At 48.5% G+C, this 24461-nt stretch carries 21 protein-coding genes and 1 tRNA gene; 16 read left to right on the plus strand and 6 right to left on the minus strand.

The genetic code is table 11. The features are described from left to right. The first annotated feature begins 85 nt into the window (after positions 1 to 85). The 10 genes from KU392_RS03435 (at position 86) to KU392_RS03480 (ending at position 8366) form a co-directional block, all read left to right on the plus strand. Entirely contained in the window at positions 86 to 865 is a 780-nt protein-coding gene (locus tag KU392_RS03435; RefSeq protein ID WP_169293492.1) for an enoyl-CoA hydratase, read from the plus strand. Between the two features lie 64 nt (positions 866 to 929). After that, a complete protein-coding gene (locus tag KU392_RS03440; protein WP_246587268.1) occupies positions 930 to 1400 on the plus strand; it encodes an ATP synthase subunit I in 471 nt (156 codons plus the stop codon). A gap of 65 nt (positions 1401 to 1465) precedes the next feature. Beyond that, positions 1466 to 2353: a F0F1 ATP synthase subunit A gene (gene atpB, locus KU392_RS03445; protein ID WP_169293494.1), complete on the plus strand. Its 888-nt coding sequence runs from the start codon at positions 1466 to 1468 to the stop codon at positions 2351 to 2353. A gap of 152 nt (positions 2354 to 2505) precedes the next feature. Beyond that, entirely contained in the window at positions 2506 to 2748 is a 243-nt protein-coding gene (gene atpE, locus KU392_RS03450) for a F0F1 ATP synthase subunit C (RefSeq protein WP_169293495.1), read from the plus strand. 154 nt (positions 2749 to 2902) lie between these two features. Beyond that, positions 2903 to 3373 (plus strand): F0F1 ATP synthase subunit B, encoded by a 471-nt coding sequence (locus KU392_RS03455; RefSeq protein ID WP_169293496.1) that lies wholly within the window; start codon positions 2903 to 2905, stop codon positions 3371 to 3373. 12 nt (positions 3374 to 3385) lie between these two features. Next, complete coding sequence (locus tag KU392_RS03460) at positions 3386 to 3928, plus strand: F0F1 ATP synthase subunit delta (RefSeq protein WP_169293497.1); 543 nt, start codon at positions 3386 to 3388, stop codon at positions 3926 to 3928. A 33-nt stretch (positions 3929 to 3961) separates the two neighbouring features. Continuing rightward, positions 3962 to 5503 carry a F0F1 ATP synthase subunit alpha gene (atpA, locus tag KU392_RS03465; protein ID WP_169293498.1) on the plus strand — a complete coding sequence of 514 codons (1542 nt, stop codon included), beginning with the start codon at positions 3962 to 3964 and terminating at the stop codon, positions 5501 to 5503. 67 nt (positions 5504 to 5570) lie between these two features. Further along, positions 5571 to 6473, plus strand: a complete 903-nt coding sequence (gene atpG, locus KU392_RS03470; protein ID WP_169293499.1) for a F0F1 ATP synthase subunit gamma — start codon at positions 5571 to 5573, stop codon at positions 6471 to 6473. 56 nt (positions 6474 to 6529) lie between these two features. Beyond that, positions 6530 to 7927: a F0F1 ATP synthase subunit beta gene (gene atpD, locus KU392_RS03475; RefSeq protein ID WP_169293500.1), complete on the plus strand. Its 1398-nt coding sequence runs from the start codon at positions 6530 to 6532 to the stop codon at positions 7925 to 7927. A gap of 13 nt (positions 7928 to 7940) precedes the next feature. Beyond that, the gene (locus tag KU392_RS03480; protein WP_169293501.1) at positions 7941 to 8366 is read left to right on the plus strand and encodes a F0F1 ATP synthase subunit epsilon; all 426 of its coding nucleotides are present in this window, start codon (positions 7941 to 7943) and stop codon (positions 8364 to 8366) included. Between the two features lie 144 nt (positions 8367 to 8510). Here the strand turns inward: KU392_RS03480 and KU392_RS03485 are convergent, their stop codons facing one another. Beyond that, positions 8511 to 10187 carry a thiamine pyrophosphate-binding protein gene (locus KU392_RS03485; protein WP_217734569.1) on the minus strand — a complete coding sequence of 559 codons (1677 nt, stop codon included), beginning with the start codon at positions 10185 to 10187 and terminating at the stop codon, positions 8511 to 8513. Positions 10188 to 10297: 110 nt separating this feature from the next. Between KU392_RS03485 and KU392_RS03490 the strand changes: the two genes are divergently transcribed. Further along, a complete protein-coding gene (locus KU392_RS03490) occupies positions 10298 to 11287 on the plus strand; it encodes a Bug family tripartite tricarboxylate transporter substrate binding protein (protein ID WP_217734570.1) in 990 nt (329 codons plus the stop codon). 214 nt (positions 11288 to 11501) lie between these two features. Here the strand turns inward: KU392_RS03490 and KU392_RS03495 are convergent, their stop codons facing one another. Next, the gene (locus KU392_RS03495) at positions 11502 to 11720 is read right to left on the minus strand and encodes a hypothetical protein (RefSeq protein WP_217734571.1); all 219 of its coding nucleotides are present in this window, start codon (positions 11718 to 11720) and stop codon (positions 11502 to 11504) included. Between the two features lie 243 nt (positions 11721 to 11963). On the opposite strand from KU392_RS03495, the gene KU392_RS03500 reads away from it, so the two are divergent. From KU392_RS03500 to KU392_RS03515, 4 genes are all read left to right on the plus strand, one after another. Continuing rightward, entirely contained in the window at positions 11964 to 12737 is a 774-nt protein-coding gene (locus KU392_RS03500) for a hypothetical protein (RefSeq protein ID WP_217734572.1), read from the plus strand. A gap of 69 nt (positions 12738 to 12806) precedes the next feature. Next, on the plus strand, positions 12807 to 13880 hold the full coding sequence (hemE, locus tag KU392_RS03505) for a uroporphyrinogen decarboxylase (protein WP_169293658.1): 1074 nt from the start codon (positions 12807 to 12809) through the stop codon (positions 13878 to 13880). 282 nt (positions 13881 to 14162) lie between these two features. Beyond that, positions 14163 to 16229, plus strand: coding sequence for a primosomal protein N' (locus KU392_RS03510; RefSeq protein ID WP_246587270.1), 2067 nt, complete (start codon positions 14163 to 14165; stop codon positions 16227 to 16229). Continuing rightward, the gene (locus KU392_RS03515; RefSeq protein WP_217734573.1) at positions 16226 to 18301 is read left to right on the plus strand and encodes a UvrD-helicase domain-containing protein; all 2076 of its coding nucleotides are present in this window, start codon (positions 16226 to 16228) and stop codon (positions 18299 to 18301) included. Before KU392_RS03510 ends, KU392_RS03515 begins: the two co-directional genes overlap by 4 nt. A gap of 402 nt (positions 18302 to 18703) precedes the next feature. Here the strand turns inward: KU392_RS03515 and KU392_RS03520 are convergent, their stop codons facing one another. Next, positions 18704 to 19240: a c-type cytochrome gene (locus KU392_RS03520; RefSeq protein ID WP_169293508.1), complete on the minus strand. Its 537-nt coding sequence runs from the start codon at positions 19238 to 19240 to the stop codon at positions 18704 to 18706. Between the two features lie 300 nt (positions 19241 to 19540). Here KU392_RS03520 and KU392_RS03525 point away from each other — a divergent pair. Further along, positions 19541 to 19615 (plus strand) — tRNA-Arg (locus KU392_RS03525). 139 nt (positions 19616 to 19754) lie between these two features. On the opposite strand, the gene KU392_RS03530 is transcribed toward KU392_RS03525, so the two are convergent. The 3 genes from KU392_RS03530 to KU392_RS03540 all read right to left on the minus strand — a co-directional run bounded on the left by KU392_RS03530 (position 19755) and on the right by KU392_RS03540 (position 24461). Further along, complete coding sequence (locus KU392_RS03530; RefSeq protein WP_217734574.1) at positions 19755 to 22853, minus strand: type I restriction endonuclease subunit R; 3099 nt, start codon at positions 22851 to 22853, stop codon at positions 19755 to 19757. Between the two features lie 248 nt (positions 22854 to 23101). Continuing rightward, positions 23102 to 23284 carry a hypothetical protein gene (locus tag KU392_RS03535; RefSeq protein WP_217734575.1) on the minus strand — a complete coding sequence of 61 codons (183 nt, stop codon included), beginning with the start codon at positions 23282 to 23284 and terminating at the stop codon, positions 23102 to 23104. Continuing rightward, positions 23277 to 24461 carry an ATP-binding protein gene (locus KU392_RS03540; protein WP_217734576.1) on the minus strand — a complete coding sequence of 395 codons (1185 nt, stop codon included), beginning with the start codon at positions 24459 to 24461 and terminating at the stop codon, positions 23277 to 23279. The genes KU392_RS03535 and KU392_RS03540 overlap by 8 nt, the downstream gene beginning before the upstream one ends.

Here is a 24461-nt window from a genome sequence, read left to right on the forward strand (position 1 = left end):
GTATGTATTCAGACAGAGTAACTATAACAAACTGGCTACAATACCTCAGGAAAAACAGATGATTGACAACTTACAGGAGGGTAGTATGTCAGAGCAGTTGGTATTGACCAAAATTGAGGGTGGTGTGGGTGTATTAACCTTAAACCGTCCCAAGGTGTTGAATGCGCTTAGCAACGAAGTCATGGAAGCGCTCAGTGAAGCCTTGCTGGCACTGGAAAGTAATGATGACGTGGGTGCCATTGTACTTACCGGCAATGAAAAGGCGTTTGCGGCTGGTGCTGATATTTCAGCCATGAAAGATTGGTCTTATATGGACGTGTATAAAAGCAATTATATTGGCGGTCCATGGGAAACCATGAAAAATGCCATTCGCAAGCCTGTGATTGCCGCTGTTTCCGGTTATGCGTTGGGCGGTGGCTGTGAATTGGCCATGATGTGTGATTTCATTATTGCGGCCGAGAATGCCAAGTTCGGCCAGCCCGAAATCAAGCTGGGTACCATTCCGGGTTTGGGGGGTACGCAACGGCTGACGAGGGCTATCGGAAAATCAAAAGCCATGGATATGGTTCTAACAGGTAGAATGATGGACGCAAAAGAAGCGGAAAGTGCCGGTCTGGTTGCCCGCATCCTGCCTCTGGAAAACTTTCTTGAGGAAGTGATCAAGGTGGCCCAGGGTATTGCCGAGTTGTCCACGCCTGTGGTCATGATGGCAAAGCAATGCGTGAATACCGCACTGGAAACCACCCTTGAACAGGGGCTGCAATATGAAAGGCGTGTATTTCATGCAACATTTGCAATAGAGGACCAGAAAGAGGGTATGAACGCATTTGTAGAAAAACGTCAGGCAAATTTCAGGAATATGTAATTAAACAGCCTCTTGGGTTTGCTTATGTTGGAAAAAATAAGTTATACTCTCAAGGCTTGACATATTGCGAAACCTTGTTATGACCATACCGCATGATAAGTACGCGTATTCGGCCAACGCCGAGCACAACGTACTTAAGCTGAGCCAGGCTGAAAAAGCCAGACTTAACGCAAGTTCTGCCAAAGGGCTTGTGAATATAGTGTTGGCACAGTTTTTTTTGCTGGCCATAGTGGTGGTGTTGTGCTGGGTGGTGTCTGGTGTGGCTGCCGCAATGTCGGCGTTGGCAGGTGGCATGGCTTACCTGGTGCCAACAGCACTTTTCGTGCTGCATATGTTGTTAAAGCTTTATAGTGGTTCAAATGCAAGCGTGCTAACGTTTTTCTGGGGTGAAGCATTCAAACTCGGGGGCACGGTGGGCCTGCTTGCGTTAATTGTTAAATTATCCGGAACCTCGCTGGTTTGGCCAGCATTGCTGATTGGCCTGGTTGCGGTGTTAAAGGGATATGTATTGTTATTGGCTTTCAGGAAGCTTTAATAGCAATCATTGGGAAAGAGTGTAATGCAGCCTTGTTGGCTGCCAAATCGTGGAGTACGAATCAAATGGCTGCACCTGCAGATGTCTCGCCTCAGTCATATTATGTTCAGCATCACCTTGTCCATTTCAACAACCTTGGAGAAGGACAGGCAAACATTGTAGACTTCGGTGTTATCAACTATGACTCCATCTTCTGGTCTGTTGCAATGGGTTTGCTGGTAGTCGGTTTTCTGTGGAAAGCCGCGCGTCACGCCACCTCTGGTGTACCTGGGCGTTTTCAGGCTGGTGTTGAAATGATTGTTGACATGGTCAATGATCAGGCAAAAAGCATTATTCATAATTCTGAATCACGCAAGTATGTTGCGCCATTGGCGTTAACCATATTTTTGTGGATCACGCTCATGAACGTTCTTGACTTGGTCCCCGTTGATATGCTTCCTTCGCTGTTTGGCTGGCTTGGTCTTGCCGGCGATGGTCATGCGCACGGTCCCCTGTACTATCATCGTATTCTTCCTACTGCCGACCTGAACGTGCCTATGGGTATGTCTCTGGGTGTTTTGTTGCTGTCCATTTACTACGGCTTCAAAATCAAAAACCCCGGTGGTTTCTTGAAAGATCTGTTCACAGCTCCTTTCCATTCAAGTGGTATTGGTGCAATTATTCTGGCCCCTGCCAACTTCGCATTGAACGTTATCGAGTATGCTGCCAAAACAGTATCTCTGGCCATGCGGCTGTTTGGTAATATGTTTGCCGGTGAACTCGTATTTATGTTGATCGCTCTTCTGGGCGGTGCATGGACAGGATTCAATGCAATGAGCATTGGGTTGGGGGTCGGCCATGTTCTGGCTGGTTCCATCTGGGCAATTTTCCATATTATGATTATTTTGCTCCAGGCATTCATTTTCATGATGCTGACACTGGTTTATATCGGTCAGGCACATGAAGGGCATTAAGATTTAACGTCCCGGTTTTTCGTGTAATATTCCGGGATGTTTTTTCTTGCAAATTGCATCATTTAATTTTTAATTGGTCTGTTTGCTTTGTTTTTAGTAGTTTTTTTTCCATCTTTAAATTTGTTTTAGGTTCATAACCACAAGGAGTTGTCATGACCACAGCAGCTTTCGTTGCTCTTGCTTGCGCGTTTATCATCGGTTTGGGTGCTATCGGTGCATGTATCGGTATCGCTATCATGGGCGGTAAATATCTTGAGGCATCTGCTCGTCAACCAGAATTGATGAATGCACTGCAAACAAAAATGTTCTTGTTGGCTGGTCTTATCGATGCTGCGTTCCTGATCGGTGTTGGTATCGCTATGTTGTTCGCGTTTGCTAGCCCATTCGGCGCTTAATACAGTAAACGTCTATACCATCTGTTGATGGGGTGTGAACTGGATGGAGATGCGGGCCTTATGATTTATCAATAAGGCCTGCATATGACAGAGTTCAATAAATTTCGGGTTTTGCAATTTCGCAAAGCCTTAACATAGTAGAAGGGAAACGACCGTGAATTTAAACGCGACGCTCTTTTTCCAGACGCTCGTTTTCTTTGTATTGGCATGGTTCACAATGCGGTTTGTGTGGCCTCCTCTTACAAAGGCTATCGATGAACGTCGTCAGAAAATTGCCGATGGTTTAGCTGCTGCCGACAAAGGCAAGGCAGATCTGGCTCAGGCCCAGGCTCGTATCAGCCTGATCGAAGCATCTGCAAAATCAGAGAATCACGCTAAATTGGCAGAGGCGGAAAAACAGGCAGCACTTATTGTAGAAGCTGCTCGTGGTGAAGCCGAGTCTGAACGCGCCCGTATTTTGGCTCAGGCCAAACAGGATGCCGAGCTCGAAGTAGAACGTGCTCGTCAGGGACTGCGTGAAGAAGTGGCCGCTTTGGCTGTTAAAGGTGCAGAGAAGATTCTTCAGCGTGAAGTAAATGAAAAAACGCATGCTGAGTTGTTGAATCAACTTAAAGCACAGCTTTAATTCGGGATTATCATGGCTGAATTATCAACAATTGCCCGCCCATATGCAGAAGCCTTGTTTGCCGCTGCCAAAGATGATCAAGCCGGCTTGGCTGCATGGTCAGAGGCTGTTAGTGAATTGGCACAAATTTCAAGTGTATCGGATGTGCGTGAAGCAATGTCCGATCCCAGATTAAGCAAAGATCAACGTAAAAAGCTGTTCTCAGGGCTGGTCAAGTCTGCACTTTCCAAAGGAATGCAGAACTTTATCGATCTGCTTGTGGACAACGATCGATTATTGCTATTGCCCGAGATCGCAGCGCAATTTGAAGAACTGAAAAATCGCCATGAGGGTTCTGCCAGTGCAGAAATCACAAGTGCTTTTGAATTAAGCGATGCGCAAATTCAGGAATTGCTTACTGGTCTCGAGAAAAAATTTGGCTGCAAGTTAAAGCCGGTTGTTACTGTCGATAAGTCACTTATTGGCGGTGTCCGAGTCACAGTGGGTGATCAGGTATTAGATACTTCCGTGCAAGCCCAGTTGGCTCGCTTGCGCGATACATTGGTCGCTGCATAAGCGCCAGAATAACAGGATTTCAGGAGTCTGAATATGCAACTCAATCCGTCAGAAATCAGCGAATTGCTTAAGAGCCGTATCGAAGGCTTGGGTACTTCTGCTGATGTTCGCACACAAGGTACGGTCGTTTCCGTAACCGACGGTATCACACGTATCCACGGTTTATCCGATGTGATGCAAGGCGAAATGCTTGAATTTCCAAACAACGTTTTTGGTCTCGCTCTCAACCTTGAGCGTGATTCAGTTGGTGCGGTTATTTTAGGTGATTATACAGGTGTGTCCGAAGGTGACCCTGTTAAAACAACCGGTCGCATTCTTGAAGTGCCCGTTGGTCCCGAATTGCGTGGTCGCGTTGTAAATACACTGGGTCAGCCCATCGATGGCAAAGGCCCGATCAATGCCAAAGAAACCGATATTATCGAAAAAGTGGCGCCAGGCGTTATTGCCCGTCAATCTGTTTCCCAGCCATTGCAAACCGGTATCAAGGCGATTGACGCCATGGTACCCGTTGGTCGTGGTCAGCGTGAGCTGATTATTGGTGACCGTCAAACTGGTAAAACCGCTGTTGCTATTGATGCCATCATCAACCAGAAAGGCAAAAACGTTACTTGCGTTTATGTGGCTGTTGGTCAAAAAGCATCCACGATCAATAACGTTGTTCGCAAGCTCGAAGAGCACGGCGCACTGGAATACACAATCGTTGTGGCTGCCGCTGCTTCTGATTCTGCCGCCATGCAGTACCTGGCTCCTTATGCCGGTTGTACCATGGGTGAATATTTCCGCGATCGTGGCGAAGATGCCCTGATCGTTTATGATGACCTGACCAAACAGGCATGGGCATACCGTCAGGTATCCTTGCTGTTGCGTCGTCCACCAGGCCGTGAAGCCTATCCCGGTGACGTTTTCTATCTGCATTCCCGCTTGCTCGAACGTGCGGCCCGTGTGAATGCCGACTATGTTGAAAAATTCACAAAAGGCGAAGTAAAAGGCAAAACAGGTTCCCTGACTGCTCTGCCTATCATTGAAACACAGGCAGGTGACGTTTCCGCTTTCGTTCCAACCAACGTAATTTCCATTACCGACGGTCAGATCTTCCTGGAAACAGACTTGTTTAACGCGGGTATCCGTCCTGCGATTAACGCGGGTATTTCCGTGTCTCGCGTGGGTGGTGCAGCCCAGACCAAAGTAGTCAAAAAACTGTCTGGCGGTATTCGTACCGACCTGGCCCAGTATCGTGAATTGGCTGCTTTCGCCCAGTTTGCATCTGACCTTGACGAAGCCACTCGCCGTCAACTGGAGCGTGGTAAACGCGTGGTTGAGTTGTTGAAACAGCCTCAGTACCAGCCTTTGCAGGTATGGGAACAAGCCGTGTCTCTGTTTGCCGTGAATAATGGCTACCTTGATGACATCGATGTCAGCCAGGTTCTGTCATTTGAAAAAGGTTTGAAAGATGAGTTGAAACACAAGCATACTGCTTTGGTTGATCGCATCGAAGAAACCAAAGAGCTTTCTAAAGATGACGAAGCCACTTTGAAAGAAGCGGTTCTGTCATTCAAGAAGAACGGTACTTACTAAGACCTGGTAGGGTGCACGATCATGATCCTGCACCCTTGTTTTGCAAAACCGTCTAACAGGAAGGCTTATGGCTGGAATTAAGGAAATCCGTACTCAGATCAAGAGTGTGCAAAACACTCGCAAGATCACAAAAGCAATGGAAATGGTCGCTGCTTCCAAAATGCGCAAGGCGCAGGAAAGAATGCGTGCAGGCCGTCCCTATGCTACCAAAGTACGTGAAATTGCTACGCACATGATGCAGACACATCCTGAGTACTCTCATCCTTATCTGGAAGAGCGTAAAGACCTCAAGGCTGTCGGCATTGTAGTGATAAGTACAGATAAAGGTCTGTGTGGGGGCTTGAATACCAACATACAGCGTCTTGTCTTGTCACGTCTTAAAGAATTTGATGCCCAGGGCATTAAGGTTCAGGCTACTGCGATTGGTAACAAGGGCCTGGGCTTTTTGACTCGAATCGGTACAAACCTGGTTTCTCAGGAAGTGCAGTTGGGTGACACCCCAAGTCTCGAGCGTCTGATTGGTGCACTGAAAGTGCAGTTTGATGCTTATATGGATGGCACGATTGATGCTTTGTATGTTGCCACGAACGTTTTCGTCAACACCATGAAGCAGGAACCTTCGTTTATTCGTTTATTGCCGTTGCCTGATGGTCTTGCTGATCCTTTCCAGACTTCCCAGGAAGAAGAGTCTCAGCTTCCCAAGGCATCATATAAGTGGGATTACATTTTCGAACCCGATGCAAAGTCAGTCATTGATGACCTGTTGCATCGCTATGTAGAGTCCGTAGTCTACCAGGCAGTAGCAGAAAATATGGCGTCTGAGCAGTCAGCCCGAATGGTGGCTATGAAAGCTGCGTCAGATAATGCGAAAAAAGTGATTGGTGATTTGCAACTGGTTTATAACAAAACCCGTCAGGCAGCAATTACTAAAGAAATTTCAGAAATCGTGGGGGGAGCTGCAGCCGTTTAAGCCAAGGGCTTGCTGGCTGTCAGTTTCTTTCAATCGTTATTAAGTAAGGAATCGACATGAGTAACGGTACCATCGTTCAGTGCATCGGCGCCGTCGTGGATATACAGTTCCCACGCGACAACATGCCAAAAATTTACGAAGCGCTTGTTTTAGCAGATGATGCAGGCGGTTTCGCTGAAAAAGGGCTTACCCTTGAAGTTCAGCAGCAACTGGGTGACGGCGTTGTCCGTACTATTGCTCTGGGTTCAAGCGATGGTCTTCGTCGCGGTATGGCAGTAAACAGAACCAATGCAGCTATTTCCGTACCAGTTGGTCAAGGTACACTGGGCCGCATTATGGACGTATTGGGTCGTCCAATCGATGAGGCTGGTCCAATCGAGCACGAAGAAAAACGTGCTATTCACCAGGCCGCTCCAAAATTCGACGAATTGTCTCCATCCGTTGAACTGCTGGAAACCGGTATTAAAGTTATTGATCTGGTTTGTCCGTTTGCAAAAGGCGGTAAAGTGGGTCTGTTCGGTGGTGCCGGTGTGGGTAAAACCGTTAACATGATGGAACTCATTAACAACATCGCTAAACAGCACTCTGGTTTGTCTGTTTTTGCCGGTGTGGGTGAGCGTACTCGTGAAGGTAATGACTTCTACCACGAAATGGAAGAGTCCAACGTTCTTGACAAGGTTGCCATGGTGTTCGGTCAGATGAACGAACCCCCAGGAAACCGTTTGCGCGTTGCCTTGACCGGCCTGACAATGGCTGAGAAATTCCGTGACGAAGGCCGTGATATCCTGTTCTTCGTTGATAACATCTACCGTTACACGCTGGCCGGTACCGAAGTATCCGCGCTGCTGGGACGTATGCCTTCAGCGGTGGGTTATCAGCCTACACTGGCTGAGGAAATGGGTGTTTTGCAAGAGCGTATTACCTCTACCAAAACAGGTTCCATTACATCTATCCAGGCCGTTTACGTTCCTGCCGATGACTTGACCGACCCTTCTCCTGCAACGACCTTCCAGCACTTGGACTCTACCGTTGTGTTGTCTCGTGACATCGCTTCACTGGGTATTTACCCTGCGGTTGACCCACTGGATTCCACCAGTCGTCAGCTGGACCCACAAGTTGTTGGTACCGAGCATTACGAAGTGGCCCGTGCTGTTCAGCAAACCCTGCAGCGTTATAAAGAGTTGCGTGATATTATCGCGATTCTGGGTATGGACGAGTTGTCTCCTGAAGATAAACAGGCCGTTGCACGTGCCCGTAAAATTCAGCGCTTCCTGTCCCAGCCTTTCCACGTTGCTGAAGTGTTTACCGGTTCTCCTGGTAAATATGTTCCATTGTCAGAAACCATCCGTGGTTTTAAAATGATCGTGGAAGGTGAATGCGATGCGTTGCCCGAACAGGCGTTCTATATGGTTGGTTCAATCGACGAAGCGTTTGAAAAAGCCAAAACCTTATAATTAAGGAATAGCGATGGCTACTATACATGTTGATGTGGTAAGTGCGGAAGAATCGATTTTTGCCGGTGAGGCCAAATTCGTTGCTTTGCCTGGTGAAGCGGGTGAACTGGGTATTCTTCCAGGCCACACACCACTGATCTCTCGTATCCGTCCCGGAACAGTGAAAATTGTTCGTGAAGACGGAGGCGAAGAGCTGGTATTTGTGGCTGGCGGCATCATTGAAGTTCAGCCGTATGGCGTTACGGTATTGTCTGACACAGCTATTCGTGCTGCAGATCTTGATGAAGCGAAAGCGGTCAAGGCACGCGAACAGGCTGAAGAAGCGTTGCGTAATGCACGAGACAAGGCAGAGATTGCTGTGGTCGAAGCCGAGTTGGCCATGTTGGCCGCTCAGGTTAGCGCCGCTCGTCGTCTGACTCAAATGAAAAATCGCCATTAAGCGACAAAAGAAGTACGAAAATAGCGCCCTTTGGGCGCTATTTTTTTGTATTTTTAAAACCCGGTTTTGTTTGGCGCCATTACGTTTTTCTGGTGATTGCTGCCCTGCCGGGCATTCATACCCGGCAGGGTGGAAAAACAAGGTTTATTTCAGGGCTGCGGCACGAATTTGGTCAATGGTTGCCGAAGGGGTGATCGCCTGTGGATCAACCAGACAATGCAAAATGGCCGGTTTTCCGCTTGCCACTGCCCGTTCAAAGGCAGGGCCAAATTCTTCATTGCTTTCCACTCTTTCTCCGTGGCCGCCAAACGCGAAGGCATAGGCGGCAAAATCGGGATTTTGCAAATGAGTGGCACTGATCCGCCCGGGGTAATGCTTTTCCTGGTGCATGCGGATGGTGCCATACATGCCATTGTCAAAAATCAGCACAACGATATTCAGACCGTATTGTACGGCGGTGGCAAATTCCTGGCCGTGCATCATGAAGCAGCCATCACCGGCAAAGCAGACAACCGGCGTGTCGGGCAACAGGCGTTTTGCACCCACAGCCGCAGGCAGGCCATAACCCATCGAGCCCGAGGTGGGGGCCAGCTGGGTACCGAATTGAGTAAACCGGTGGAAACGGTGCAGCCAGGTAGCATAATTGCCGGCTCCATTGGTCATAATCGTATCTGGAGTCAGCCGGCTATCCAGGTACTGCATGATATGGGGCATTTGCAGTTTGCCTGGCACGCTCACGGTTGCCGGGTCGCTCCAGCTCAGGTAATCGTTATGGGCCTGCTTGACCAGGTCCTCCCGGCCAGTGCCTGGCTTGATGCTTAGTTTACCCAGTGCACGGGTGAATTCTGCTGGGGTTGCGTTAATAGCCAGCTGAGCCTGGTAGACCCGGTTCAGTTCCTGGCTGTCGGGGTGTACATGCACCAGTTTTTGCTTGGGAACCGGGATGGACAGGGCCGTATAACTTTGTGAAGGAACCTCGGACATGCGGCCTCCCACCAATAGCACGGTATCGGCCTGTTCAAAACGTTTTAGCAACTTCGGATTAATACCCAGTCCAATATCACCGGCAAAGCAGGGGTGGTTGGCGGGAAAGAGCATTTGGCGCCTGAACTGGACGGCAACGGGCAATTGATTTTTTTCCGCAAACCGGGCAAAGGCGTTCACGCTATCTTCGCTCCAGCGGCTGCCGCCCAGAATGGCGAGCGGGTTTTTGGCTTCACTCAACAGGTTTTCAAGGGTGTCCATCTGGGATTGGGTAGGGGCTGATTCAACCGCTTCCACGCGGGGGGCATCGGCCACTTCACGCAGTTGTACCAGCATGTCTTCGGGCAGGGCAATCACAACCGGGCCAGGGCGTCCTGAGGTCGCCACATGAAACGCCCGGGAAATCAGCTCCGGTATTCGGCTTGCATCATCAATTTCGGTGGTCCATTTGGTTTGAGTGCCGAAAACGGCGCGGTAATCCACTTCCTGGAAAGCTTCACGTTCACGCATGCCGGTTTCAATTTGGCCAACAAAAACGATTAAAGGGGTAGAGTCCTGCCTGGCAATATGAATGCCGGCAAATGCGTTGCTGACGCCCGGGCCGCGGGTAACCATGCAAATGCCAGGACGGCCGGTTAATTTGCCATAGGCATCGGCCATCATGGCGGCACCTCCCTCCTGGCGGCATACGGTAATTTGAATATCAGTATCATGCAGTGCATCAAGTACGGCAAGATAGCTTTCACCGGGTACACAAAAAACGTGCTCCACGCCTTGTGCCATAAGTTGATCTACAAGAATTTGTCCACCACTGCGAGTTTTGATATTGTTTTCCATGAGTATTCTATAATAGTAGGGTTTGTAATAAACGTAGCCAAAATAGGAAGTTAGTTTCTACTTAAGAAAACATTCTGGCTGCCGAAACATTATATTAAAGGAAATTCTATATGAAAGGGCGTTCTCTATTTCGCGTCGCTGCGCTGGCCATGAGTCTCGGACTTGGCTTTATGGCCATGACATCTCCTGCCAAAGCAGAAACCAAATATCCTGAGCATGCGGCAAAAATTGTTGTGGGCTTTAGTCCTGGCGGTACCACCGACGTACTGGCCCGTATCGTGGCTAAAGGCCTAAGTGATGAGTTGGGTGAATCTTTTGTTGTGGAAAACAAAGCCGGTGCTGGCAGCAATATTGCCACTGACCTGGTTGCCCGCGCCAAGCCCGACGGCTATACATTGCTAATGATGGCAATTACCACCACCATTAACCAAACACTGTATAACAATATCAAGTTTAATGTAGAAAAAGATTTTGCACCGGTTGCCTTGGTCGCCAAGGTTCCCAACGTGCTGGTTGCCAACAAAAACATGCCCTATAATTCGGTGAAAGAGTTGGTCGATCATGCAAAGGCCAAGCCTGAAGACGTGATTTACGGTTCTTCCGGCTCAGGCACTTCAATGCACTTGTCTGGTGAGCTGTTCAAGCAGCAGGCAGGTATCGAGATGCTGCACATTCCCTATGGTGGTAGTGGTCCAGCCATGACTGCTCTTTTGGGCGGTCAGGTTCATGTCATGTTCGACAACATGCCTTCTTCCGCTCCGCATATCAAAGCCGGTTCGCTGAAGCCATTTGCTATTACTTCCGCAAATCGCTCTCCCGCTTTCCCTGATGTACCTACCCTTCAGGAATTGGGTTACCCCAATTTCACGGTTGACTCCTGGTTTGGAATTGTTGCACCTGCCGGTACACCCAAGGAAATTGTGGACAAGCTAAACGTTACCATTGAAAAAATCCTGTCCAAGCCAGAAGTGGTTGAACAGCTGGATGGTTTGGGTGCGGTTACTGAAAAAAATACACCAGAACAATTTGGTGCGTTTATTTCAGCCGAAACCAAAAGCTGGGGTGACGTTATCCGCAAAGGTGGCATTAGCGTAGATTAATTCTGTCGTCAGTCGCTTGTTTGCCTGATATCATTCGTGTTTTTCAGGCAGGCAAGCTATCTACAGCCGGTCTTTTCAAGACATGAAAAAAGCTAATAGATAAAATTCCATTAGCTTTTTTTATTACTTCTCAATCCAGGACATTTCCCCTCTTGTGGGGGGTAAGACGTGGGGGTTCAACAAAAGCAGCCAGTGCTTTTGGTGCTGGGTTCAATTACCAGCTGAAACCACCTGTGCTGTGATCTTTACGATCAGCCTGGTCAATTGCTTTTTCGGTATCTTTAAACATTTCAACGAATGAGCTGACAGCGGTAGCAATTGAAGCAATAACAGCTTTAAACATTTTCACCAGATTAACGGGGCGTTCTTCGCTGATTGCCTGTGAAATAAGTTCGCGCTCAAGGTTGTCGCTAAGGGTAATGTTGGAATTCATTGCGGTTTGCATGTGTTATCTCTCTTGAATTGAGTGTTAAGTAAGTGATATCCATTATAGGGTTTTCCCTAGTTTGTTGCAAGTGAAATTGTTGTTTTTTCAAATAATTAATTGAAAATTAAGGATTTTTTTCAAAAAAGACACAATTGCAGGTGCTTGATATTGTGGAAAGTAGCAATTGTTACCAAGTGTTATGAATTGTTATGATGAGGCCCGTCATGAATCGTAATACGGGAGATAAAAATGCGAGAGTGTCTGGATTGTGGTGTTCTGGTCGTGCCTTCTTTTGAGGAAAGAATAAAGGCGTTTATTGACAGGGCAAATGTAAATACCCGAAAATTAAATCTCTATCCTGTTAGCCTGATGGAAGACTGTTACCCATCGGACAGCCTTTCCTCGTGCCCTCAACGTCAGGATGCCTATCCGGATCTCTCGGTGTTAACCAACCTGTCGCAAAGGCTGCAGCGTTTTGACGTGATTTTGCTGCCGGTTTCCCAGGATTCTCTGGTATGGACCAGGATGCTGCTTCAGCAAACGCCGCTCTCCCTGTTACGTCCGGTGATTGCGTTAACGAAAGAAATACATCCTGTGGCCATGTACGATTTGGTGTGTCTTGGGGTGGCTGACTGTGTTTTTGCACCCGATAACATCGAAGAGCTAAGGGTTCGCCTGCTCATGCGTTTGCGGCATGAACAGGAAAAGCAATTGCTTGACGGCTCAAGAACGCCTGTTTTGCATGACAAGGCCCGTGAGGTGTCCAGGGTCAGCCGCTCTGTTACTCCTGTTTTCGAAGTCGATGCCTGTTGCAGGGAGCTTGTCAGTCAGGCCCATTCTTACAAGGAAGCCAAATCCAGGCTGGTTGCCCAGTTTGAAAAGACTTATGTGACGCATGCCTTGTTCAGGTGTGGTGGCAATATTGCGATGGCGGCCAGAGTCTCCAGCAAGCATCGAAGGGCATTTTGGGCATTAATGCAAAAACACGGGATCAAGGCAGAACAATTCAAAGATATGCTCTAGTTCGTCACTGTCGCCCTGTAAGTGCCTGAATCAGTTAAAATCTTGGATTCATCATTAAAAGGGATTGCTGTGGTTGCTGCTACATTACAAAACGATACTTTCCTTCGCGCCTTGCAGCGTCAGCCGGTTTCTTATACACCGGTCTGGCTCATGAGGCAGGCAGGCCGTTATCTGGCCGAATACAAACAAACCAGAAGTACCGCAGGTTCTTTTCTGGGGCTTGCCAAAAACCCGGATTTTGCAACAGAGGTTACCATTCAGCCCCTGGATCGTTTTCCGCTTGATGCAGCCATTCTGTTTTCAGATATCCTGATGATTCCTGATGCAATGGGGTTGGGACTTGATTTCGTTCACGGAGAGGGCCCACGTTTTGCGCGCCCGCTGCGTACGGAAGATGATGTCAACAAGCTGGCGGTTCCGGACATGAACGAGTTGCGTTATGTGTTTGATGCGGTAGCCCAAATCAGAAGCAGCCTTAATGGCCGTGCGCCGCTCATCGGGTTTGCCGGCAGCCCCTGGACGGTTGGCTGTTATATGGTGGAAGGTCAAAGTTCTGCCGATTACCGCACCATCAAAACCATGCTGTATACGCAGCCGGCACTGTTGCACAAAATCCTGGATATTACCGCCCAAACGACGACCCAGTACCTGAATGAACAAATCAAGGCGGGTGCCCAGGCTGTCATGATTTTTGACAGCTGGGGCGGTGCTCTGGCCGATGGCCTGTATCAGCAATTTTCGCTGGCCTACATGAAGCAGGTCTGCGATGGTCTCTTGCGTGAATATAACGGCCAGAAAATCCCGGTGATTGTGTTTACCAAAGGCGGTGGCTTGTGGCTTGAAGATATTGTGACCACGGGTTGCGATGCGATTGGGCTGGACTGGACGGTCAATCTTGGCAAGGCCCGTGCCCGGGTTAACGATGCCGTTGCCCTGCAAGGCAATCTTGACCCGATGAGCCTGTTTGGTTCTGAAGCATCGGTACGTCAGGAAGTGCGTCGGGTGATTGATGATTTCGGTCCGGTCGGCAAGGGTGGTCATGTTTTTAATCTGGGTCATGGCATTTCCCAGTTTACCAATCCTGAAAGGGTTGCCGCCCTGGTGGATGAAGTGCATTCCTATAGCCGGAAAATGCACGTTTAATTGAAGTTGTGCACAGTTTTAATAAAGGGTAATATTTGCCCTTTATTAAAACAAAATATAGAAATTCATATTAAGTTATTGATATTAAAAAGAAAAATTGGTTTACCACAAGCTCTTTCAAAGAATTTGTACTGATTTTCATCTTTTCAACAGATTATCAATATACTTTTCCCCAAAGTTATCCACAGCCTGTAGGCAGGTCGCCAGCACTCATTATCAATATCTGTTGCCGGTGTTGAAACGGTCTCCATCACTTGTCAGGCAATCTTCAGGAAGCAGGGTTTGAAACATAATCAATGGATTCGTGTCGCTTTGGACGTCCCTTTGGCGGGCCCCTTCGATTATCGTGTGCCTGAATCCCTGGAAGCCATTAAGGGGCAACGGGTGCTGGTGCCTTTTGGTCGCCGCGAGCTCATAGGTATCGTGCTGGACACCATCGAAAGTCCTTCTTATCCCGAAGAGCAGGTCAAGGACATCTTGATGGTGTTGGATGATTTACCCCCATTGCGGCAGGATTGGCTGGATTTTGGCCAGTTTGCCGCTTCATATTATCATCGTCCGGTGGGTGAGGTTTTGTTGCCTGCCATGCCTTCCGCACTTAGAAAGCCCGGTTCTTATACCGGCAAGTTGTCCAAGGGAGGGCCGGTTGCCCGGCTTGACCGTAAAAAGAAAAAAACCCGGGTGCCCGAGCCACCGGAAGACCGGATGCATGAGCTTAATCCCGAGCAGCAGCAAGCAGTGGATACCGTGCAGTCACTGAAGGGGTTTAAAACCGTCCTGCTGCATGGCGTGACCGGTAGTGGCAAAACCGAGGTCTATCTGCACTTGGCACTGGATGCCCTGACTAAAGGTAAACAGGTACTGTTTCTGGTGCCTGAAATCAATCTTACTCCGCAATTTGAACAGGCCTTGCTGGCCCGTTTCCAGCAGGTGGTAGGCCTGGAAGGGCTCGCGGTATTGCATAGCGGGCTGGCTGAGGGTGAGCGTCTTAAAGCCTGGGTTGCCATACAGCGTGGACAGGTCAGAATCGTGCTGGGAACACGGATGGCCATTTTTGCTCCTTTGCAGGAAGCGGGCCTGATTATTGTGGATGAGGAGCATGATGCTTCTTACAAGCAACAAGAGGGTTTGCGATATTCTGCACGGGATCTGGCCATATGGCGTGCGCACCAGCTGGATATTCCCGTTGTGCTGGGGTCGGCCACGCCTTCACTGGAAAGCTGGCAGCATGCCAGGCTTGGCCGGTATCTTAAACTGACCCTGTCAAAACGCGCCAAAACCACCTATATGCCAGCCATTAAACTGGTGGACACCAAACAGATCAAGCTGGAGCAGGGGTTTGCACCGGTGGTCTTGCATGCCATCCGGGAACGGCTGGCGCGGGGTGAGCAATCTCTGGTATTCCTTAACCGGCGTGGCTATGCGCCCGTCATTCATTGCGCCTCATGCGGCTGGATGAGCCAGTGTCCGCGCTGTTCGGTGTATACCGTGATGCATCGCATGCCCGGGCATGGCAATGTCTTGCAATGCCATCATTGCGGCTATTATGGCAGGGTGCCGGTTAAATGCCCCGATTGTGGCAATCAGGATCTGGAAATGCTGGGCAGGGGCACCCAGCGGGTTGAGGAATTCTTGCAGGCGGCTTTTCCACAAGCCTGTGTTGAACGGATTGATGCGGACAGTACCCGTCTGAAGGGCAGTGCGCGCCAATTGTTTGACCGGGTGCATTCGGGTGAAATTGATATCCTGGTGGGTACGCAAATGGTGGCTAAGGGGCATGATTTTCGTAAACTTGGCCTGGTGTGTGTGCTCAATGCCGATGCCATGCTGTTTTCTTCCGATTTCAGGGCCCCCGAAAAGCTGTTTGCCCAGCTTGCCCAGGTATCGGGCAGGGCGGGCAGGCATGTGGCGGGTGGTGAAGTACTGATTCAAACTGCGTATCCCGAACAGGCGGTTTACCAGGCCCTGATACAGCATGATTATGATACTTTTGCCAATGCCAGCCTTGAAGAGCGTAAAATCACTCATCTGCCTCCTTTTTCTTACCAGGTGCTTATTAGCGCCCAAGCCAAAACCGTCAATGAGGCCATGCAATTTTTACTCGAGGCCAGGCAGTTGCTGGCATCGCAGCCACAATTGGCCGGCTTTCAGGCCGTCATCAATATGTATGATCCCGTCCCCTTGCGGATTGTTCGGGTGGCGCATGTAGAAAGGGCACAATTGTTGGTGGAGTCGGCATCACGGCCTGTATTGCAGGCGTTTCTGGGGCATTGGCTGCCACTGGTGCAGGAAATTGGCAAGCGTCACCGTATTCGTTACTTTATCGAAGTGGATCCCCTTGAAATATGAGTACAACAAATCTTGATGGCCTGAATGCCTCCCAGCGTGAGGCCGTTTTGTACCTGGACGGGCCCTGTCTGGTCCTGGCGGGCGCGGGCAGTGGCAAAACAAGTGTGATCACGCAAAAAATCGCCTACCTGATCAATACTTGTGGCTACGATGCCAAAGGTGTTGTGGCGCTGACGTTTACCAACAAAGCAGCCAGGGAAATGGCCGAGAGGATTAAAACACTGATTGACCGAAAACTCATGAAAGGGCTGATTATCAGTACCTTTCATTCGCTGGGGGTCCGTTTTTTACGGGAAGAGGCCTCGCATGCCGGTCTGAAGCCGCAGTTTTCCATCCTGGATGCCAATGACACCTACGGTATTGTGCAGGAAATGCTGGCAACGACCGACAAGGGGCGGATTCGCATGGTGCAGCAAAAAATCTCGCTCTGGAAAAATGATCTGGTTACCCCTGATATGGCTGAAAGAATGGCTCAAACTCCCGACGAGGTGGATGCCGCGCTGGTGTATCGCAGTTATGATGCGACGCTCAAGGCTTATCAGTCGGTGGATTTTGATGATCTGGTTCGCCTGCCGGCCCAATTGATGATGCAAAATGCCGAGGTGCGTGAGCGTTGGCAAAAGCGCATCAAATATTTGCTGGTGGATGAGTACCAGGATACCAATGTTTGCCAATATGAGTGGGTGAAGCAATTAACCGGTTTCCGGAATATGTTCACTGCCGTGGGTGATGATGACCAGGCCATTTATGCCTGGCGTGGTGCAACGATTGAAAACCTGGCCAAACTGACCAAAGACTATAAGAATCTGAAGTTGATCAAGCTGGAACAAAACTATCGCTCGGTGGAAACGGTGCTGAATGCGGCTAATCAGGTGATTTCAAAAAATCCCAACCTGTTTGGTAAAAAACTCTGGTCCAATTTGGGCAGGGGAGAACCGATTCAGGTCATTTCCATGGATAATGAAGAGGCCGAGGCCGAATCGGTGGGTATGCGTATATCGGCCTCGCGCTTTGAGCGTAATGCCCAGTGGAAGGATTATGCCGTTCTTTACCGGGGCAATCATCAGGCGCGAATTATCGAGCAGACATTCAGGCAGTTGCGTATTCCCTATACCATTTCGGGCGGACAAAGTTTTTTTGACAAGGCCGAGGTGCGTGATGTGCTGTCTTATTTGCGTCTGATTGCCAATGAGGAGGATGATCCGGCCTTTATTCGGGCGGTTACCACGCCCCGGCGTGGGGTTGGGCAAGCTACCCTGACTGCATTGGGTGAGCATGCGGCAGAAAAGAAATGCTCGCTTTTTGAGGCGGTGTTTGATGAGGAGCTGGATCATAAAATTGCCAGCCGGCAGCTTGAACCCTTGCGTGTCTTTGCCAAATTCATCCAGACCATCCAGTGGCGCGCCAGCAAAGGCAAGGCAGACCCGGTCCAGGCCGTGCAACCCGCTTCGGCCGATGTGTTGCTGGATGATATTCTCAAATACATGAATTATGAACACTACCTGTATGAAACCCAGGAAGAACGCGCGGCGGAAAACCGTTGGCTGAACGTGCTGGAACTGGTGGACTGGCTCAAGCGCAAGTCAAAGGAAGATGGCCTTGACCTGATGCAGCTGGTGCAGCATATTGCCCTTATTACCATGCTGGAACGCAGCGAGGAAGAAGAAGAGCCGGATGCCGTCAAGCTAACCACCATTCACGCTTCCAAGGGGCTGGAGTATCCTTATGTGCACATGGTGGGCGTGGAAGAGGGCCTGTTGCCCCATATGGGCAAGGATGATGAATATGGCGATGCCAACAAAGATGCCGAGGCGCTGGATGTGCGTATCCAGGAAGAACGCAGGCTCATGTATGTGGGCATTACACGGGCACAGTTCCACTTGACCCTGACCTGGTGTAAAAAACGTCGTCGGGCACGTGAAGACCTGATTCGTGAGCCCTCTCGTTTTATTAGTGAAATGGGACTGGAAAGCGGACGCCAGCTACTCCAGGATCCTTATCAGGGCATGAGTCCCAAGGAAAGACTGGTTAAGTTAAAAGAGATGCTGCAGAAAAAAACTGCCGGTGCATAGGCTTAAATGCTATTTGCAACAGGTGTCCGCATTTTTGGGTGTGGGTGTTTAGGGACGGATGCCGGTGAAAACCGATTATCCGGGTCCATTGGAAATGGAATTGCGAGAAACCAAAAGGGATTTAAGGTGCTCCTGGCTTTTATGACCAATATGGTCGCACAATAAAGAGTCGGCAACTTCGCTGCCAAAAATGGTTTTCACTGCGTTAAACAGTAAATTGAACATGATGTTTCCCCCCCCCTTTGTTGGATTGTATCTAGGGGTTAGTCCCTGTTTTTCTTGGTGATGGTGGCCATAAGCCGTGGATGTCTCTATCCAGGGTGATAGGCCTAGAGAAGGAAATAAAAAAACCTCCGGTGATACCGAAGGTTTTTGTGTGGTGAAAATTGCGAAGGCAGTTTGTTATTCTGCTGCGGGTGCTTCGGGTTCGGTCAAAGAACCGCCTGATTTGTTTGCCATGTATACAACCGCACGTTTGACTTCAATATCATCCAGGGAAGTGTCGCCACCTTTGGCAGGCATGGCGTTGAATCCTTCCAGTGAATGTTTGAAAAGCGTGTCCTCACCTTGTGCGATGCGTGGCGCCCAAGCTGCGCTGTCACCTATTTTTGGGGCACCGGCCACACCGGCGTCATGGCAGGCCATGCAAAGTTTGTTGTACAGGGCTTCACCGGTCAGTAACTGTTTGGGGCCGGTTTCTTCTGTTTCTGTGACGATGGTCACGTTGTATAAGGCGACTGGCGCGATACGGGCGGCAATGGCTTCATGAGACATGGCATCTGAGCCGTAACCAACCCTGGGAGTTGTATCTACCAGCTTTACCAGCAGGATGATCGCGATGACAGGCACCAGGAATGACAGGCCCACGACAGCAATCAGCTGCTTGGGTGATTTGATGGGACTTTTGTGTTCTTCGTTGTGTACTGTTTGTTCGCTCATGGATCAAATCCTAAGGTTTTTGTTTGCGCAAATACGAGTGGGTAATGAAATCCGGTCATTTAGTATTGTTAATCAGATTATACTTACTAAAAGTACGCGGAAGATTATAGTGATGAATTATAGCGACACTATCTGAAATTTGTATGAATTCCAACAATATATCCCCTTAAAATGCCATTTTGCTGTGCGTTTTATGATCAAAAGCCTGTTTTTTTATAAGCTGTCTTATCTTTTAAACAGAAATTTTGTTAAATAGTAGCGGTTATTAAGATTAATAAGGTACAATCATCGGTTCTGTCAGTCTCCGTAGTTCAATGGATAGAATGAGAGTTTCCGAAGCTCTTGATACAGGTTCGATTCCTGTCGGAGACGCCAAATGAATACTTATACTGCCTGGCAGCGGTACTAAAGAAAAATGAAAAAAGCCCCTGCTTTCCCATGAGAGCAGGGGCTTTTGTTTTTATAACCGTGAGTAAAATCTGCTCACCAAAAAGATGAGTAAGCCGTAACAAGCTCACACCCTTCCCCCCACACCTTTAAATTTCTCCACAAAAGCAGAGATTTTTTGGAGGACAGTTTGCTTTTTAATCAAATACTTCGGGTTTAGCGGACTCATCTTAGGCAGCAGCTCATTTAAGGCCGTACCTTGTTCGCTGGCATACTCACGTCGTAATGAGATGCTCAGGTAACGTCTGGCAGCGTCACTATTCAGGTTTTCTTCGGCAATCAGTGCTTCGGCTTCGCGTTTTTGCTCGTCTTGAGCGTAGTTGAAAAACGCCTCAATAACACTGGCTTTATCCCCTATCTGATCCAGATCCGTTTGATTAATGAAATCCACAACCAAACTTTCTTTGGCTCGATTGCCTAAGCTGGCACGGATCATCCGACGTACTTCATCCACGAGCTCGGTCTTGCTCTTGTTTTTTTTGTTTTGCTCAAAGATCAGCTCCAAAATGTAGTCAAGGTTGATCTCTTGTGATTTAAGCAAATCCACCTCAAACACCACATCATCCCAGTCAATGGTGGATTGGCTCTGTTGCTCTCCTGCTTTTTGGCGACGCTGCCAATCACGAATATCGTTATAGGTAGAGCGATAATCTTGCACCTTACGCTCAGCGGGCAGACGTATGATTTGCAGCTCAGCCAGCTTTTCATCATCAAGGTAATGCTCGGCCTTAAAGGCCTCTACGGCCTGTGCATCGCTCAGGTCTAGGTTTTGTAAGGCTTTAAGGCTGGCGTACTCATCGTAGTTTTGCAAAATGTTCTCAACGCGCAAATACTCACCAAATAGCTTAGCGAAGGCTTTTTTGTCGGCCTCTTTTTCTATGGCGGATGGGTCAGGAAAGCGCTGCTCCAGCTCGCTCACCACGTCCATAAAGCCGCGCCGTGCTTCACCGGTTACCACATCCGTAAAGCCCTCCATGTATTCCTTATAGCTTTTCTCTAACACCACGTTTTTAGTGTTTTTGTCGCCAAACAGGGTAATGGCATCAATGGTGGCTTTTTCCAAATCTCGGAAGGTGACGATATTACCAAAGGTTTTGGTGGCATCGTAAATACGGTTGGTACGCGAGTAGGCCTGCATTAAGCCGTGGTAACGCAGATTTTTATCCACGAACAGGGTATTGAGCGTTGGCGCATCAAAACCAGTGAGGAACATGCCCACCACAATCAGCAGATCAATCTCCTGCGATTTCACCCGTTTGGCCAAGTCGCGGTAGTAGTTTTGGAAACCGTTACTATCCACGCTAAAGTTGGTTTTGAAAAACGTGTTGTAGTCATCTATCGCTGCGCTCAAAAACTCTTTGGCGCTGCTGTTCATGGCCGACACTTCAAAGCTTTCATCGGCAATATCGCCAATAGCGTCTTGTTCCTCGTTAGCCGCAAAAGAAAATATTGTGGCGATTTTCAGCGGCTTGTCCGCGTCTTGTTGCAGTTGGTTCAAGGTTTCATAGTACAGCTTGGCGGCATCCACGCTGCTGACCGCAAACATGGCATTAAAGCCTTGGTTATTGCCTCGCAAGCGGTGGGTTTTCTGAGGAAAGTGGGTCAGCACATACTGCGATATTTCGCGAATCCGTTCGGGGTGCAATAAGGCTTGCTTGTTCTCTAGCGCACTCAGCTTTTGCTCGTCCTGCTCCTGCTCCAGCGCCTTAAACTGTGGGCGGACATCGTTGTAGTCCACCTTAAACTTCAGCACTTTTTCATCCCGAATGGCATCGGTAATCACATACGAATGCAGCTCGCGACCAAACACACTGGCCGTGGTTTCAGCCCCCAAAGCGTTTTCTACAAAAATCGGTGTGCCGGTAAAACCAAACTGGTAATAATGCTTAAATTTCTTTTGCAGATTTTTCTGCGCCTCACCAAACTGGCTGCGGTGGCATTCGTCAAAAATAAACACCACCTGCTTGTGATAAATAGGCAAGCTTGCCTCGCCCTTGATCAGGTTATTCAGCTTTTGAATGGTGGTAACGATAATCTTGTTATCGTCTTTATCCAAATTGCGCTTGAGGCCAGCGGTGCTGTCAGAGCCGTTCACACTATCCGGTGAAAAGCGCTGGTACTCCTTCATGGTCTGGTAATCGAGGTCTTTCCTATCAACCACAAAGAACACCTTGTCGATAAAGTCCAGCTCGGTGGCTAGCCGCGCCGCTTTAAAACTGGTCAGCGTTTTACCCGAGCCTGTGGTATGCCAAACAAAACCACCGCCTTCTGGAGTGCTCCATTTTTTGCTGGCAAAAGCACTTTTGATCTTCCACAGAATCCGCTCGGTGGCGGCAATTTGGTAGGGGCGCATCACCAGCAACGTGTCGCTCACATCAAACACCGAGTAATGCAGCAGCACGTTCAGCAAGGTGTTTTTTTGAAAGAAGGTCGCAGTAAAGTCTTTTAAGTCTTTAATCAGACTGTTGTCGGCTTTGGCCCAGTTCATGCTGAAGTCGAAACTGTTTTTATCGCGCTTGGTCGTGTTGGCAAAATAACGGGTATCGGTACCGTTAGAGATCACAAACAACTGCAAATACTTATACAGCGAGTTGTCTGAGTTGAAGCTCTCTTTGCTGTAGCGGTGTATCTGATTAAAGGCTTCACGAATAGCAACACCACGCTTTTTCAGCTCGATATGCACCAGCGGTAAACCGTTCACGAGTATCGTCACATCGTAGCGGTTCGCGTAGCTGCCGGTTTGCTCAAACTGCCTAATCACCTGCAATTTGTTGCGGGCAATGGTGTGTTTATCGACCAGATAAATGTTCTGAATCCGGCCATCGTCAAACACAAAATCCAGAATGTAATCGTCGTGGAGTTTACGGGTCTTGTCGGTAATGCTGTCGCTGGGTTTATCCAGATAGCTCTCTACAAAGCGCTGCCACTCCCCTTCCGTGAACACCACCTTATTCAAGGCTTGCAACTGCTCTCGCGCATTGGCCAGCATGGCTTGTGGGTTGTTCAGCCCTGCTACGTACTCATAGCCTTGGTGTTGCAAATCTTGGATCAGCTCTTGCTCGAGCGCGTCTTCGCTTTGATAGCTTTCCGCGACTTGCCAGTTTTTAGTGTATTTGTCCAACACAATAAAGTTGTTGGATTCGGCAATGGGTGTGTAGCTTGTCATTGGCTTTTATCCTTTTTGCTCAATCGTTTTTTATTTCACGGTCAAAACCTGACTCTCTGGGTCTGAGTTTTGCCTGCTATCGCGCCATATTCAGTGGTAGGTTCCATTTTGGAACATAGCAGTTTTTCGTCTCAATCACCTCTCTCAAAAATATTCTTCAAGTGCTTGGTGATTGCCGGGCGTTGTGTAGAGTAAGAACTCCGTGGCTTGGTCTTGTGTGCTTAATTGTTGGCTCATAGGGTCCTTCTTTATGCAGTTGCAACGGTTTCAGTCTTGGAAAAGCTCAGCAGCAAGCTGCGGTAAAACTCGCACAGCTGTTCGCGCAGTTCGATTTCGCTTTGGTCGCTTTCAGCTACTTGCCAGTTTTGGGGATATTTATCCAATAGGATAAAGTTATTGGATTCGGCGACGAGCTTAGTGTGTTCAACCATGTTGTTCTTCTTCCTTCTGCCAATAACCGTAATTGCTTACCAAGTGGTTCAGAAGCAAAGCTACCGTATTCTTTTCAGGAGCACTGGGCTCAGAGACGACTTCATTCGACAATGTTGAATGACTGGTAAATTGAATAATCCGGTTCAAATAGGCCTGCTTGTCGTCAGGCAAAAGTTCTGACCACTTTGGATAGCCTAAAAAACTGGCGGTCTTCTCATACAGATTGCGCAAAAGCGTAAAATGGTACTTCTGCACCTTGTTTTCAGCGATAGCATTCTCGAGCGTTTGCTTTAAATATAGATGGTAAGAGAAGCTTTTATTGGAGTCGCCATACTTATCCAACAGCTCGAAAGTGCCATCTTCAAAACGTTCCAACAGGTAACAAGATTTACTGTTTAGCTCGTTGTAAAGCACGTTATAAAATAACGGACTGTGGGTGGTGACAATAAATTTCAGGTTCGATTCGCTGGACTTGATAAGACCAGCCAAGTTGACCGCCAACTCAATTAAATGATTTTCATCCAGAGAGCTCACAGGATCATCAATAAATACATAATCTAACTGGTCAAATTGATTGGTTTCTCGCTCTGCAGGCTCAACGACATTTAGGATGGTGATCACTTGGTCCAGTAGCGTGTAGAATATACTCCAGATAAAGCTACTTTCTTCGCCTTTGGATATTTTCAGAGGCTCCGTACCTTTGTCATCACCCCGCTCCAGTGTAAAGGTGACCTCAGCAAAGTCTTCACTAAAGTGTGGAGTCAATTTGTCATTAGCGAAGCGTTGGAAGTACTTAATGATATTTCCATCCTGCCCAAGGTCTTTCAGTAAAGTCAGCAACCAGTCAGTATAGGTATTCGGCTGAATTTTCAGCCTAGGGGCGACATCCTCTTCCAAGTCGTTATCCCAATAGAAGAGGTCTTCGGTAAAGGCGTTGTAGTAGAGAAATTTTTTACGAGATAACATTACGTCATTTTCGTCGCCTTCATCAAAGTCTTTAGGTGCAACCAATTTCTTGAACTCGCGAGACAAGCGCGTTTTACCCGTACCATTAAAAGCGTAAATCAGTTGCACTTTCGGCACCTGCTTGACCACCTCGACCTCAGTGGCTTTCTTATTCTTCACCGTTCTTGGCGCATTTAATTGCTGCGCAATGTCTTGTAACGTCTTGCTCAT

Source organism: Advenella alkanexedens (assembly GCF_019132845.1).
Classification (GTDB): domain Bacteria; phylum Pseudomonadota; class Gammaproteobacteria; order Burkholderiales; family Burkholderiaceae_B; genus Advenella; species Advenella alkanexedens.